This window comes from Streptomyces venezuelae (genome assembly GCF_008642295.1).
Taxonomy (GTDB): Bacteria; Actinomycetota; Actinomycetes; order Streptomycetales; family Streptomycetaceae; genus Streptomyces; species Streptomyces venezuelae_C.
The window spans coordinates 1,839,889-1,854,067 of sequence record NZ_CP029190.1 but is presented as its reverse complement, the minus strand read 5'-3'; the positions used below and the strand labels follow the sequence as shown (position 1 = coordinate 1,854,067).

The window sequence follows — 14,179 nt, the reverse complement described above, 5'->3', positions numbered from 1 at the left end:
AGCCGGGCCCTACGTCAGCCGTTGTGCCGGAAGCCCTTGCCCGTGCGGTCGAGAGGGTCGGGCGACAGGCCGAGGAAGCGGTCGCGGAGCGTGTCCCAGGCGGTGAGGCGGGCGAAGTCGGGGGCGTCGAGGATCTCCTGGCGGTCGGTGAGGAAGGGGTTGGGCAGGAGTACGGTCATCATCTGTTCGTCGCGGCCGTTGAACAGGCGGGCGCCCCAGCTGACGGGGGCGCCGTCGGAGCCGATGCTGCGGTAGAGCTCGGCGCGGGAGCAGCGGCGGATGCGGCCGAGTTCGGGGCCGGAGGCGGTGTGTTCGCCGATGCACAGGTGGAAGTGCCAGGCGCCGAAGTCGACGGTGGCGTAGCCGTCGTTCATGGTGATGGCGGTGGGGGCGCAGGGGGCGCCGACCTCCCAGGCGGCGCCTTCGATGATGGGTCCGAAGTGGATGTGCTGCCAGTGGTCGGTGAAGACGGTGGTGACGAGGTCGAGGAGGGTGGCCTCGTCGACGGGGAGGGGCCAGACGTGCTGGGTGCCGCCGCCGGGGGTTTCGACGACGGTCGGCTCGGTGGTGGTCATGCGGTCTTCTCCTTGGGGTTGAGGACGCAGTCGCCGCAGGTGCCCGCGCCCGGCACGCGGTAGTACAGGCAGCAGCTGCGTCGTCGGAAGGCGAGTGGTCCGGCGGGAGTGGCGCGGTGCGTGCCGGCTCCGGTCAGCGGAGGCTGGTCCAGCAGCGCGCGGACGAGAGGTATGACGGGGACGAGGGGGCGCGGCGCTCTGGCGATCAGGACGCGGTGGGCTCCGATCAGCGCCGAGGCGGCATTGCCGCGCAGGGTGTGCGGGGAGACGCCGGAAACGCGCCGTACGGCGTCGGCCCATGGCGCCAGGTTCTGGACGGCGACGGTGTGGTGCAGAGCCGGGTGCAGTTCCTGGTCGACCTCCCGCAGGTCGGGCAGCCACAGGTCGAGGGGGCCTGAGGCGGGCAGGCGCCACCACAGCCGGTCGGGCCCCAGATCGGGGACGCGGCCGGTGAGCGCTGTGCAGGCCAGGGCGATCGACCAGAGCCGGGAGGCGGTGCCCAGGTGCAGGGTGGACGCGGCCACTCTGGGCTGGTCGGTGCCCAGCCGCCCGGAGACGGTTCGTACGCATTCCTCCAGCGCGCCCGGGTCGGCGTACAGGTCGGTCAGTGGCCGGAAGCCGTCGGCCTCGGGGCGGGGGCCGGTGGACACCGCGAAGTAGGGGCCGATCGCGGAGATCCGCGCCAGGGTGTCGGGGGTGATCAGCGCGTTCACCATGTCCGTACCGTTCGCGTCAGCTCGTGGAAGCCGCGGACGTGGACGATCTGCCCGTCGGGTCCGGTGAGGGTGAGCCGGTCCTCTCCGTCCCAGCTCACCCGGGGACCTGCGGCCGGGCTGCCCGGGTTTGCGACGGCGAGTCCTTCCCGGGCGAGGGCGCGCTCGAGGAGCGGGAGCAGCTCGGCCGGCGCGTCCACCGCCACGTCGGCGCGGGGGGTGCGGCGCAGTCCGAAGGTGCCGGAGAGCGGGTCGAAGGCGAGGTGGTCGGCGTCGAAGGCGGCGGCGACGGCCCCGCTGCGGATCAGGTCCTCGGGTGCCCCGGCGTGGACGTAGGAGTCGCGGTCGACGATCCAGACCGCGTCGGCCACCCGCAGGGCCAGTTCCAGGTCGTGGGTGCTGACGACGACGGTCAGTCCCTTGTCCCGGGCGAGGTCGCGCAGGAGTACGGTGAGCGCCACCCGTGAGGGGACGTCGAGGAAGGCGGTCGGCTCGTCGAGGAGGATGACCTCGGGCTCCTGGGCGAGGGCGCGCGCGGTCAGGACGCGTTGGCGTTCGCCGTCGGAGAGTTCGGCGACCGGTCGGTCCGCCAGGTGTCCCGCGCTCACCGCCTGCAGCGACCACTCGACGGCCGCGTGGTCCGCGTCCGTGAGGCGGCCGGTGAACCCGGTGTGCGGGTGGCGGCCGAGCCCGGCCAGTTCCCGTACGGACAGCAGCCCAGGATCCACCCGGTCGGTCAGGACGACCGCCAGCCGGCGGGCGAGCGCGGTCGGCGAGGTCTGCGCCAGGTCGGCGCCGCCGATGCGGATCCGGCCGCCGAGCGGTGGGAGAAGCCCGCACAGGGTGCGTAGCAGCGTGGACTTGCCCGCGCCGTTGGGGCCGAGCAGAACTGTCAGTTCGCCGGCTCGCGCGGTCAGGTCGAGCCCCGACAGTACGGCCCGGCCTGCTCTGCGCCCGCGCGGTGACCGGGTGCGGTATCCGACGGCGAGCCGCTGGGTGGCGAGACCACCAGGGTGGTCCGGTCGTCCGTCGGCCTTCTCCGTGGCGGTCTCGGTCATGGTGTCGGTCACGAGGCCACTCCTTGTACGCCGCGACGGCTGCGGATCAGGAACGCGATGACGACGGGGGCGCCGAACAGTGAGGTGATGGCGTTGAGAGGCAGCACGGAGTCGGTGCCGGGCGGTTGGCTCAGCAGCGCGCAGGCCAGCGCGAGGAAGGCCCCGGCGAGCATCGACGCGGGAATGAGCGCCCGGTGGTCCGAGGTCCCCAGCGCCACCCGCGTCAGATGCGGGACGGCCAGGCCCAGGAAGGCGACGGGGCCGCAGAACGCGGTTGCCGCGCCCGCCAGCAGCGAGGTGCCGAGCAGTGCCAGATCGCGGCTGCGCCGCACGTTCAGCCCCATGGTGCGGGCGTAGTCCTCGCCGAGCAGCAGGGCGTTGAGGCGCTTGGCGGTCAGCAGCGCGGTCAGCAGGCCCGCGCCGATGACGGGCAGCATGACCTGGAGGTCGGGCCAGGTCGTGGCGCTGAAGCTGCCCAGGCCCCACATGACGAACTGCTGGGCACGTTCGGGCCGGGCGTAGACGAGCATCACGCCGACCACGGCGGTGGCCGCCGAGCCGATCATGACGCCGATGACGAGCAGGGTGACGGCCGACCGCACCCATCGCGAGAGGAGCAGGACGAGGGCCAGCACAGCGGCGGCGCCGAGCGAGGCGGCCAGGACGACGCCCACGCGCCCGAGGCCGGCCAGGTTTCCGGTGAAGCTGCCGGCGACCCCGCCGGTGCCGACCACCACGGCGGCGACGCCCATGCTGGCGCCCGAGCTCACCCCGAGGGAGAACGGGTCGGCCAGCGCGTTACGGAACAGGGTCTGCATTTGCACACCCGCCACCGCGAGGGCCGCCCCGACGGCGGTCGCGGTCAGCGCGCGCGGCAGCCGGACCTGCTCGACGATCACGGTCCATCGCGGGTCGTCGGCTGTACCGCCGAACAGGATCCGCACCACCTCGGCGACCGGCACCCGGTGAGAGCCGGTCGCGATGGTCAGGACGAACAGTGCGGCGGTACCGCCCGCGAGGGCGAGGACGACGACGAGGCGCCGCCGTCCCGGCCGTACCGCCCGCGGGGTGTCCGGGACGGCGGCCGGCGCGGTTGCCGTGTGAGTCGTCACGCCTTGGGCACCTGGGTGTAGAAGGTGAAGGTGTGGTCCTTCGCCTGGTCCGGGTGCATCAGCGCGAAGAGGTCGGCGAGGACCAGGTCCGGGCGCAGCACACCGCGCTCGAAGTAGTCGTTGCCGCCGCCGGGGCCGAGCGCCTTGGTGTTCGTCCAGACCGCACCTCCGGAGAGGGCCTTCAGCTGCCCGTACCGGCTGTCGGCCTTGACGGCGTCGGCGGTGGACTTCCACTTCTGGTCGGCGATCCAGACCGGGACCTCGCCGCCCTTGGCGTACACGGCCTCGAAGTTCAGCTGGAGGTTGCCGGTGCCCGCCTCGCCGGCCCAGGGGTAGGTGCCGCCCGCGTCCTTGACCAGCTGGGCGGCGTAGCTGCCGCCGGCGGGCATGTACCAGGTGCCCTGGTACATCGTGCCGGGCAGCACGTCGACGGGCTTGCCCGCCTTGACCGCCTGCGCGCCCTTCTCGGCGACCTTGCGGTAGTCGCCCTCGATGGTGTCGAACACCTCGCCGGCGCGCTTTTCCGCTCCGGTGAGCGCGGCCATCGCCTTGACCCACTCAGCGCGGCCGAGCGGACTGGGCTCCAGCCACTCGGCGTTGGCGACCACCGCGATACCGGCCTGACGGAGCTTCGGATACTGCGGGTCGTCGGTGCCCTGGGTCATCAGCACGTCGGGCTTGGCGCCGATGACCGTCTCGGCGTTGAGGGTCCGGTCCTTGGCGTACTCGGTGACCTTCCCTGCCTTCACTCGCTCGATCACCTGGGCGGAGGAGATGTTCGTGGTGCTCGCCACCCCCGTCAGGACGTCCAGGGTGCCGGTCTCGGTCAGCAGCGGCAGGTGGGTGGTGGAGGCGGAGTACAGGCTCTTGACGGGGACGGTGACCGCTTGCGCGGACGCCAGCTCACCGGTCAGCTCCGGCTTCGGCGCACCGCACTTGACCAGCACGTACGATTCGGGCTTGCCCTTGGGGAAGGGCTCGTTGACGGTGAGGACCTGGTAGCTCTTCTCGTACCGGAGCGTGAAGTTCTTGGCGTGCCTTACCGTCGACTTGACCGGGAAGTAGTCCTTGGCCGGGTCGAAGTCCTTGATGCAACCCTCCCCGGCGGCCTGGGCCTTGGAGTCGGCGGGCGGGCTGGAGTCGCCGCCGCACGCGGTGAGCGTGAGGGCGGCGGCGATGAAGGCCGCAGCGGCGGCCTGACGGCGGCCGGGCATGACGGATCGTACGAACAAGGTGACTCCTGGTGGCGTGCGTGGGCAGTGCGCACCGGCATGCCGGTGCGCGTGATGCGGCGTACGGGAAGGAACCCGCTGAGGGAAGAGGTCGTCAGAACCTGGGGGAACGGGCGTGGGTGTCAGCCCGGGCAGGTCGGCTCCGACGGGCCGAGGGCAGCGCGAAGCTGCCGCCACACATACGCAGGCACACGGGTGCCACCGCCTCTCCTGGGGAAATCCGCCCCGTACTTCGAGGTGCGACGGCGTGAGTCTCCTGACTCGGGATCAGTGCTTCTCCGGCCTTCCCACCCCCGGATGGGGCGGTGGCCATGGGTGGAGTCGCTCCCCCTACACAGTGGCGGTACCGTGCCGGAATCTCACCGGCTTCCTCGTTCCGCCGTCGCTTGTCGGACGGAAGCATCGCAGAACCGGCCACGACCACGCCAGACCCACATCTGTGCGACCGGCCACAGGGGGCTGGGTGTGATGCGAACGGCCCAGGCGCGTCCCGCCCGTCCGTCGCGTCTGGCCTACAGGCACCGTTGCCGCAGCGGCGGGGCCGCCTGCGCCCTCGAACACGGCCTCGGGCCACCGCGACTTCGCCACCAGGAGGAACTGCTCGGCGTGTGGGAACGAGACCGAGCAGCCATCACCACGACCCGCCGGACGGACGGGAGAGATGCAACGGCCCGTCACGACCGCAAGGCCGGCCGGCACTGACCGCTGTCCTTCCTGCGGGGCGGGCCTCCGTCCAGGTCGCTCCGCCCAGCGCGGCGGACCGTGTGCGAACAGCGGTCCGCTAGCGAATGAGGGTCGAAGTAGGAGCAGTTCGCCGGATCTGGCGTCGGCGCCCACCGGCGTCCGGTAGAGGAGGAGGCATCTGCCGCTTGAGAGCGTGAGGTGGGCGCATGCACCGCTGGTCCCCGTTGAACGATCGACAGCGCGAACTCCTGCTTCGGCTCGAGGCCGGCGGAGCGCTGGGCTCAGCCTCAGCCGAACGGCTCTCCGCGTACGCGCTGCGCGACCGAGGGCTGCTGCTCGTCGTACGCCGTGACGGGGCCGTGCGGACCGAGGTCACCGAGGCTGGGAAGTTCTATCTGGAACACGGCCACCGCCCGGAGGACCCGAGGTACACGGCCGCGCAGCAGACGGCGAGCGCATCGAGAAACTCCGCCTGTGGAACCGCGACCTCCAGATCTCGCTCGTCGACGGACCCCACCACAACGCCAGAACCGAACGGCCGGAGAGCGCGCCGCCCATTCGGGTGCCCACCCAACTGCGCTCCCTGCACCCGGTGGTGGCTGCCTTGAAAGAAGACCAGAGTCGGCTCGCTGTGTCCGCCGCACTCCGGAGCAGGGTTCTCCGCATGCTCCAGGGCCTGCGCGCGGAAGCGGTGAAGCGCGGCCATACGGTGTGCGAGCACCCGGTGGATGAGAACTACCGCAGCCGGGCCTACGGGCACGGCGGCGCGTACATCCCCTCCCGACCCTCCCGCCGCGAGGGTGAGCTGGACCTGGTCGTCGGCGACTTCACGTACACGGTGACCATCAAGCAGGAGTTCCCGCTATCCGAGGATCCGGAGCGGGCGCAGAACCTGATGATCGAGCTCCCGTACAGTCGATCGGGGCGCCAGGGAAAGTGGGCCGACCGGAAGCGGTGGAGGCTGGAGGACGTCCTCGGGGCGATCCTGCGCGAGGTGGAAGTCCGCTCACGGGAAGATGCCCAACGCCGGATCGACGAGGAGCATGCCAAGGAGGACCGGAAGGTCCGGTGGCAGGCGGCGATGGAATCGGCACGGGAGCAGGCGATCCAGGCCCAGCTCGCCACGGTCCTGCGGGAGCAGGCGAAGCACTGGCACGAGGCGAGAGCCCTGAGCGAGTACTGCGACGCCCTGGAGCGTCGGCTTGCCGCGGAGTCGGACTCCACCTACCGGTGGCTGGAGTGGGCCCGCGCCTACACCAGATCCCTGGACCCGCTGCTGGAGCTGCCCGGGATGCCGCCGACCCGGGATCCCGAGCCCGAAGAGCTGAAGCCGTACCTGAAGGGCTGGAGCCACAGGGGCCCGGAAGAGCACGACTACTCCTGGCGTAGGTGATCAAATAGCGTCGGCCCTGGCAGTCGCGCGTCCTTCGTCTACCGCCTGGTAGTCCCCCCCGTGATTGTTATTTGATCCGGGACTCGGAGGTGGGGCCGGGCGGGCTCTCGGCTTGCTTGTCCAGTTGGGTAGAGGACGAGTCAGCTTGCGATTCGAGGTTTCTCGCGGCCTCGGCTCGGATTCGGTCGCTGAGTTCGCGGTGCCAGGCGGCGAACTCCTGGCGGATGGCGGCCGCGGACGGGGCGTCGAGGCCGTATGCGGCGAACTGTCTGTCGGTGTGGTGCTGGACGCGGGCGAGGGCGGACGCGTACTCGTCAAGACTGGGTTCGGCCTCGTTCTGTGCGGCGAGTTCGAGCAGCCGGGCACGGGTGTAGCCAGCCTTCAGCAGCGCGCTGACGTCGATGGCATCCCGGACTTCGGCGCGGCCGAAGAGAGCTCCGGTTTTGGCCGCAGCGAGGTCGTCGAGGTGGAGGACGGAGCCGAGGTCCGATTCGACCGGCGGGTGGTGCAGCAGGTCACCGACCAGTTCCACCTGGACTGCGCGCCGGAGTCGGGATCCGTGACGTGAAGGCGGGCATACACCTGTGCCTGCTGGGTCACCTGGACCAGGTACCCGGCCGTCCGGTACGCCGCAGTGAGACGTGCGATCGCCTGCGGCAGCTCCCCCTCGGCGCGTCCGATCGGGGTAAAGAGGTCGACGTCGTCACTGACGCGGCTGACGAGACGATGGCCTGGACGGCGTATCCGCCGGCCAGACGGTAGCCGAAGTCCTCAGCGAGCGCTTCCAGGCCGATGCGGATGAGGCGATGATGCAGGTCTTCCACTACGCGGCCGCCGCCGGTGTACTGGCGAGCTCAGGGAAGCGGGATTCCCAGGCGGCCCTCGCCGGGCCGGGCAGGAACAGGGCCCGCCAGTGGCTGCGCAGCACGTCCGCATGGAGGTGGGCGTGCAGGTCCTCGGACGTCTGCGCCTCGCGGATCACCCGCTCGTACATCAGCAGCACGTCGGCGTCATCGGCCAGGTCGTACTCGTAGTGCGGGCCCCAGTCCAGGTGCCGGGGCAGGACCACAAGGCCGTCCACCGGCCCGCTCAGATCCCCGAGCGAGTCCGGCAGGGTATAGGGCCGGAGCTGTGCGTACCTGCTGCTCATGCTCATCAGCATGCCCGAAACCGGGGCTCCGCGGTACACATGCCTGCGATGGCGGCGCTCCCGGGAGCCTGCCGAGGCACGGCGCGTGGCCGGTCGCCTTCGTGTTCCGAGTCGCCTGGCCTGGGAGGACTGCCTCCATGAAAGTCCTGGCGAACAAGATCCCGGCTGTTGCTGGACGGGCGGGGCGGGGCGGCTCGGTCCAGGGGGGAGGGGGTGCGCCGAGTCGGCAGGCGCCGGAGCCTCGGTTGCGTCGGGACCGATCCCCGGACCTCTCGGGAGGCCGTTCCCTCCTCACCGGCTTCCTGAACGCGCGGGTGCTGGAGGGACGACGCCGGGCGTCATCCGGTCGGCCCTCGCTGGGCTCTGTTCGCCCGCCCGGACACAGGCAGGAAGCGTCAACGCGCTGCACATCCCGCACACTCTGCACGTAACGCACACTAGCGACCTGTTCGATTTGCGCCATACGGACCGCTGACCTGCGGTTTTCTTCCACCTGTTTTTGCTAGATCTTTTTCCGATGACCCATCATGTCGAGTGCGTCGCGATCCTTGAGCCCGCCGAAAAGGCCCGCTGACCTGGCGTTTCTCCGAGTGTGCATTATGGGCGTTACGTGCGTTAGGTGCGATATCTTGACGCATATTCGACGCACGTGACGCACGTTTGACGCACGGATGGCGCGGATTCTGATGGGTCGTCATGCAGCCTTGGCGACCACCGAGTGGAGCCCTCAGCTGTCTGGTGTTAGACACCTTGAGGTGGCCGGGGCTCGGGTTGCTGAGCTGTTGGCGGCCCTTGCCCCATCCGCTTCTCGGTAGTGACGTTCCGTGAGGCTAGGTGGGGGTCAGGCCCATGCTGAGTCAGGGGCCGTATGGGCTCCAGTGCCCGAGAAAGGGCCTGAGATCGTCGGCTCGCGGTTCGGGGATGTCGGGCAGCCGGGGCGGTGTGTTCAGCGGGTCGAGGCGCTCCACGCGTGCTGCCGCCCAGTCGATCCACGTTTCGGCTTCTCTCCTGGCCTGACCCGGGGGCATGGTCTCGACCCGGGTGCGTACGGCGCTCACGTACTCCGTCAGTCGGATGGCATGGCGCCATGCCGTTTCCTGTGCTTCGAAGTGCCTGACGCGATACGCCTCGGCGTACTGGACACGTGCTTCCTCCATTGCGGCTTCCCAGCGGATGCGCTTCTGGCGGGCCGCCTCGATCTCGTCGAGACGTTTGCGTTCGGCGGCTTCGCCGCGAAGGGTGACCTCCTGCGCGATCTCGGCGAGCTGGTCTTCGAGTGAGCGGCCAGGGGCGTCGGACCATTCGCTCGCCCGGTGTGGCTGGCCGCCGTTGAGGACGAAGCGGAGGCGTTCGGACGGGGTGTGGTCGAAGCGGGGGATCCTGATCCAGGAGTTCTTCTTGGCCTCGGCGAGTTCCTTCTCGGTGGCGACGTGCTCAGTCCGGTCCTGCTCCTGGAGGACGAGGAACTCCACGGTCTGGCCCTGTGCGGTGATGGTGAAGTGGGGAGACGCCCTGCGGCGGCGATGGGGCGGGGGAGCGGAGCTGGTCTGCCCTGCCGCACTTGAGTGTCCTGCGTTCTCGGTCGCGGTGATAAGCGCCTGGATAAGTCTGAGGGCGCGTCCTTGGACCGGCTTGGTGAGGCCCAGCGGCTGGGGGTCGTTCTGCATGGCCCGGACTACGCTGTGCGGCCGCGTGAGCCGCGAGGGGACAGGGACGGGTTCGAGGGCCACGAGGCGCCAGGCGGGGACGTCGACGAGCTTGATCTCGTACCCGCCACGGCACCAGCCCCCGTACAGCTCCTTCGTCTCCGGGATCCTTCGGGATCTGCGCGCCGCGGCGACGCGAGAGGGCCACTTCTCCAACTCCAGACCGCTGCCGTTCTTGACGATCCGGCCGCCCGCCTCCGCGAGCTCTTGCAGCAGCTGTTCCGAGAACGTCATGCGAGGCTGTGTGGAAGGACGTGGCAATCGAGCGGGGGTAGGAATTTCCTGCGCTTGGATTGGCGGGGGTTGCGGAGGGGCTGCCTGGGTCTTCCGTGGGCGAGACTCGTGGGGAGGGTATGAGCCGTGCGCCAGGTAATGCTGGCCGGCGCTCGTCAGGGTGACGCTCCACTGGCCGCCCTTCCTGGAGACCGTGACCAACCCCCGGTTCTGCAGTGCCTGGCAGGTGGTCTTGTAGGCGCTGGTTTCCCATACGCCGGCAGGGCACCCGGCGCCCACCCACTGCAGTACCGAAAGCTGCCGCTCATTGACCTGCCGTTCCAAGGGGCCGCCTTCGACTCGAAGTGATCTATGACGGCGGCATGCTGTCAGTTCCGTTGGCCGGTGACTGGCGATTCGAAGCAATTCGCTCGAATGAGCGATACCTCATGGTTGCCTCTGCGTCGGCGAGACTCGTTGCCAGTGCGGGCGGAGTTCTTTGCTGTCACCGTCGGTTCGGCTCCATGAGCTGCGCGCGAGGAAGCCAGGCGCTTGGGTCCGGACTTCAGTCACTGAGTTTCGCGCGCAGGCGCTCGTTCTCTTTCTCCAGGCTCTTCACGCGTTGCTCGAGGTCGGCTCGTGTCGGCTTCTTCGCGGGCAGTGGCGGAGGCAGGGGTTTTGTTGCCTCCGGTGGCTTGCCGCGCAGTCCGAGGGGCTCGAAGGCCACGACAGTTTGCCGATCGCTCCCGCACTCGGAGCATCGCCTGCCGTACGACCCCGCGGAGAGCGGGTCGGCGTACGTGTAATGCGCCTCCATCTCCATGATGTGGCCACAGTGAAGCCGGACACGCCACCGCATGATCTCGTGGTCGGCCTCCTTGAACAACTGCATCAGCTTCGCGACGTTTTCGAACGCCTGGCGGCGACGCTCCGCCCTCGCCGGGTCTGCCTGGCATTTTGCGATGTCCTCCTCGACCTGAAGCCGAACCGACTCGCTGATCTCTTCACTCCGCTTCTGGCGGCGATGGTCTTCGCGGGTGAGTTCGTATGCCTCCAGCGGAACCCCGCTGCTCCGGTACTCGACTTCGCGCATGGCTGCCAGCGTAGGAATGGCGGTCACGCGGCTGGAGAGGAAGCGCGGTGTTGGTCAACCGGCTTGCTGAACCTGTCCATACGTGACCGCCGATGGTGCTGTCCCGGGGTGGTTGCCGTGAAGCGCGGGGATGGGAGCGCTGCTTCGAAGAGGGTCATGGCTGCGGCCGGCAAAGGGAGCCACAGGTGCTGGTCAGGTTGCCGCTGGGAAAAGCTCCAGTCAGCCTGCCCGAGCAGGGCAAGACCAGGCGAGTTCGCGCCAGTTAGCCGGTTTTCGTCAACTGGTGGCTCAGTACGTGCCCTGTTGGGCAGTATGCCGTCCTGGGGTGTTGATCGGTTGAGGGAACCGGAGGGGGAACATGGCGATCAGTGTGCTGCCGGTGGCTGCGGAACAGGCGGAGCTGCTGGACGCGATCATCGCTTTGGGTGACCGGTACACCAAGTATCTGGGTCTGCTGACGCCGCCTGCCTACCGTAAGCACGCCGAGGACGACGGCCTGCTGGTGGCTGTGGATGGCGAGGAGGTGGTCGGCTACGCGCTCTTCGGGCTGCCCAAGCGGAGTCTGCACGTGCGGCTGGCGCACTTGTGTGTGGCAGAGGAGCACCGAGGCAAGGGTGTCGCTCGTGAGCTGATCCACGCGATCCGCACGCGCCACGCTCACCGGCTCGGAGTCCGTGCGAAGTGCCGGCGCGACTACGGGCTCAGCGGCATGTGGACGGCGCTGGGCTTTGTCCCCAGGGGAGAGAGCCTGGGGCGGGGCAAGGACAAGGAGACGCTGGACACTTGGTGGCTCGACCTGGGGCACGAGGATCTGTTCACCGAGGCCCAGAGTGATGCGCTGCTGGTGGTGACCGTGGACCACGGTGTGTTCGCCGGGCTGCGTGGTACGGGAACGGAACGCGCTGTTGCGGAGTCACGTGCTCTCGAAGCGGGATGGCTCGCGGACCTTGTCGAGCTCGCATTCACTCCGCAGCTTCTGCACGACGTACGTGATGTCGACGATCGTGAGGCGCGCAACCATCAGCGTGCGGGACTTGCCGAGTTGAGGTCCCTGTCTCCCGACAGCGCTGCCGTTGCCATCCGTTTGCAGGAGCTGTCCGCGGCAGCGAGGAAGGAGCTGCCTGATGTCCCCCTCGATGACCGGCAGCGCGCCCGCCTGCGCTACGTGGCCGAGACGTCGTGTGCCGGGCTGCAGGTACTGGTGACGCGCGATCCTGCACTGGCGGCCCTCGCAGACATCGCCTGGGACATCGCACGGGTCAAGGTCGTCTCCCCGGCGGTGGTCACGCTGCATGTGGACGAACTGCGTCAGGCCCAGGTGTATCGTCCAGCGGATCTCATGGGCACTACCTTCTCCGCCGAGGAGATTGCGCCGGGCGGCGAAGGAGAGCTAGTCGCCTTCTTCGAGCAGGCCGAAGGGGACCGTGGAACGGCCTTTGCGGAGCGGCTGAAGAGTCTCGTCGATGACGGAGTGCTGTGGCGCAGGGAGCTGCTCCGCGACGGAGAGGGGCATCCGGTAGCGCTCTACGTCTGGGCCATGGACGGCCGCACGCTGAACGTCGCGTTCCTCCGCACGGCATCGCACCGGCTGGAGGAGACTCTTGCACGGCAACTGCTGTTCATGCTCAAGCGGCTCGGCCGAGAGCGAGGGGCGCAGGCAGTCCGCATCACCGATCCATTCCTGTCGCCGACAGCGATGTCGGCGGCCGGCGCCGACGGCTTCACCGAGGATGAGAGCGGCTTCACCGCACTGCTTGTCGACGTCTGCGGACCTGCCGAGGTCGTCTCGCAGAAGGCTGCGGAGATTGCAGGGCGCATGAGTCGGTCGGCCCCTCGGCTGGATGATCGCGTGTCGCCCGGGATCGCGAGCATGGCCGAGCGGGTGTGGTGGCCGGCCAAGCTGATCGACACGGCCCTGCCCTGCTTCGTCGCGCCCATCAAGCCGCGCTGGTCCACGGAGCTCTTCGACGTTCCGGCCATGCTCGTTCCCCGGGACGACGTCCTGGGCATCAGCCGTGAGCACGTCTACTACCGTTCGTCCGGACGTCGGGGAGAAAGCGTTCCCGCCCGGATCCTGTGGTACGTCAGCGAGGGGACTTCCGGGCAGCAGGGCAAGATGGTCATCGGCTGCTCGCGCCTCGACGAAGTGGTCATCGACGACCCTGACACCCTCTTCTCGCGATTCGAACACTTGGGCGTATATGGTCATGCCGAAGTGCGTGCCGCAGCCGATGTGTCGGGCAAGGCTATGGCGTTGAGGTTTTCGGACACGGAGATCTTTCCCGTACAGGTGACGCATGCACGAGTGACCGCGTTGGCCAAGGGGCTGGGGCTACGGTGGGTACCGCCGATGCAGCTGTCGAAGATCAGCAACGCGCTGTTCCAGGCCATGTACGAAGAGGGGCACCGAAAGACGTGAGTGATCCGGAGCGCGCGATGCTGCTGTCCGTCCACCCTCGGTTTGCCACGGCGATCCTGGCTGGGACCAAGACGGTGGAGGTCCGTCGGCAGCGCGTCGCAGCCCCGCCTGGAACGCCAGTACTCCTCTATGCGACCGCGCCCACGATGGCCATCGTGGGCATGGCGCGGATTGCATCAGTGCAGGTGGCCTCCCCTCGGGAAGTCTGGTCGGCCAGCCGCACGAGTGCCGGGATCAGTCGGCGTGAGTACGACGAGTACATGAGTGGAGCGACTCAGGCCAGCGGTCTGTCACTCGAAGAACCGATCACCTTCGAGGACCCGGTATCGCTGGCCGCACTGCGAGCCTCCGGCACGTTCCACCCGCCGCAGAGCTACCGGTACTTGACCGGCGAAGACCTCCGTAAGGTCGCTGAGGTAGCACCAGTGACAGGGGCGGCCCTTCAGGGCGCATTGAACGACCTGACGCCGGCCTAGGGCGATTTGCGCCCCTTCAACGGGCGGGCGAGGTTGCGCTGACGTCAGGGCGACCGACGGGCGTGGGGGCTGCTCAGGACTTGCGTTGAGCGGCAAGGCCAAGAGCGTTGCCACCCCCCACACCGGAGCCGATGGCCCCCACCAGGTCCCAGCGAGAGTACGGCCCTTGGTGCGTGTGCGCCGTGTACTTGAAAACCGCGGCCGCAACAACGCAGCCCAGCGTGATGGTCAGGAGGCCCTCCCTGGCGTGGGACCCGCCGTGCGGTGGGGCGTGGGTCCCGCGCGTTTGCGTGAGACTCGGCCATTCGCGAGAGAGGTCCGGCAGTCGACGCAAGAAAGCCTGACTCGACATGAG

General features: G+C 69.0%; 12 protein-coding genes and 1 riboswitch. Of the genes, 3 read left to right on the top strand and 9 right to left on the bottom strand.

Annotation, left to right across the window (positions count from 1 at the left end; all coding sequences use genetic code 11):
- Nucleotides 1-14: 14 nt before the first annotated feature.
- Genes DEJ50_RS08040 through DEJ50_RS08020 form a run of 5 tightly spaced genes read right to left on the bottom strand, consistent with a single transcriptional unit; the run spans nt 15 to nt 4,690 of the window.
- Nucleotides 15-575 carry a hypothetical protein gene (locus DEJ50_RS08040; RefSeq protein WP_150206884.1) on the bottom strand — a complete coding sequence of 187 codons (561 nt, stop codon included), beginning with the start codon at nt 573-575 and terminating at the stop codon, nt 15-17.
- Nucleotides 572-1,291 (bottom strand): (2Fe-2S)-binding protein, encoded by a 720-nt coding sequence (locus tag DEJ50_RS08035; RefSeq protein WP_150206883.1) that lies wholly within the window; start codon nt 1,289-1,291, stop codon nt 572-574. The genes DEJ50_RS08040 and DEJ50_RS08035 overlap by 4 nt, the downstream gene beginning before the upstream one ends.
- Nucleotides 1,285-2,358, bottom strand: coding sequence for an ABC transporter ATP-binding protein (locus DEJ50_RS08030; RefSeq protein WP_223837669.1), 1,074 nt, complete (start codon nt 2,356-2,358; stop codon nt 1,285-1,287). The genes DEJ50_RS08035 and DEJ50_RS08030 overlap by 7 nt, the downstream gene beginning before the upstream one ends.
- Nucleotides 2,355-3,458, bottom strand: coding sequence for a FecCD family ABC transporter permease (locus tag DEJ50_RS08025; RefSeq protein WP_150206882.1), 1,104 nt, complete (start codon nt 3,456-3,458; stop codon nt 2,355-2,357). The genes DEJ50_RS08030 and DEJ50_RS08025 overlap by 4 nt, the downstream gene beginning before the upstream one ends.
- A complete protein-coding gene (locus DEJ50_RS08020; RefSeq protein WP_223837668.1) occupies nt 3,455-4,690 on the bottom strand; it encodes an ABC transporter substrate-binding protein in 1,236 nt (411 codons plus the stop codon). The genes DEJ50_RS08025 and DEJ50_RS08020 overlap by 4 nt, the downstream gene beginning before the upstream one ends.
- Nucleotides 4,691-4,918: 228 nt before the next feature.
- Nucleotides 4,919-5,113: riboswitch (cobalamin riboswitch) on the bottom strand.
- A 925-nt stretch (nt 5,114-6,038) separates the two neighbouring features.
- On the opposite strand from DEJ50_RS08020, the gene DEJ50_RS34565 reads away from it, so the two are divergent.
- Nucleotides 6,039-6,767, top strand: coding sequence for a hypothetical protein (locus DEJ50_RS34565; RefSeq protein WP_223837667.1), 729 nt, complete (start codon nt 6,039-6,041; stop codon nt 6,765-6,767).
- 67 nt (nt 6,768-6,834) lie between these two features.
- Here the strand turns inward: DEJ50_RS34565 and DEJ50_RS08010 are convergent, their stop codons facing one another.
- From DEJ50_RS08010 to DEJ50_RS07995, 4 genes are all read right to left on the bottom strand, one after another.
- Nucleotides 6,835-7,299, bottom strand: coding sequence for a hypothetical protein (locus DEJ50_RS08010; RefSeq protein ID WP_190344354.1), 465 nt, complete (start codon nt 7,297-7,299; stop codon nt 6,835-6,837).
- 291 nt (nt 7,300-7,590) lie between these two features.
- A complete protein-coding gene (locus DEJ50_RS08005) occupies nt 7,591-7,917 on the bottom strand; it encodes a hypothetical protein (RefSeq protein ID WP_150206881.1) in 327 nt (108 codons plus the stop codon).
- A gap of 857 nt (nt 7,918-8,774) precedes the next feature.
- Nucleotides 8,775-9,857: a hypothetical protein gene (locus DEJ50_RS34560; protein ID WP_223837666.1), complete on the bottom strand. Its 1,083-nt coding sequence runs from the start codon at nt 9,855-9,857 to the stop codon at nt 8,775-8,777.
- A 544-nt stretch (nt 9,858-10,401) separates the two neighbouring features.
- Entirely contained in the window at nt 10,402-10,929 is a 528-nt protein-coding gene (locus tag DEJ50_RS07995; RefSeq protein ID WP_150206880.1) for a hypothetical protein, read from the bottom strand.
- A 358-nt stretch (nt 10,930-11,287) separates the two neighbouring features.
- Here DEJ50_RS07995 and DEJ50_RS07990 point away from each other — a divergent pair, with 358 nt between their 5' ends.
- On the top strand, nt 11,288-13,348 hold the full coding sequence (locus DEJ50_RS07990; protein WP_150206879.1) for a GNAT family N-acetyltransferase: 2,061 nt from the start codon (nt 11,288-11,290) through the stop codon (nt 13,346-13,348).
- Entirely contained in the window at nt 13,345-13,824 is a 480-nt protein-coding gene (locus DEJ50_RS07985) for an ASCH domain-containing protein (RefSeq protein WP_223837665.1), read from the top strand. The genes DEJ50_RS07990 and DEJ50_RS07985 overlap by 4 nt, the downstream gene beginning before the upstream one ends.
- The last annotated feature ends 355 nt before the right edge of the window (nt 13,825-14,179 follow it).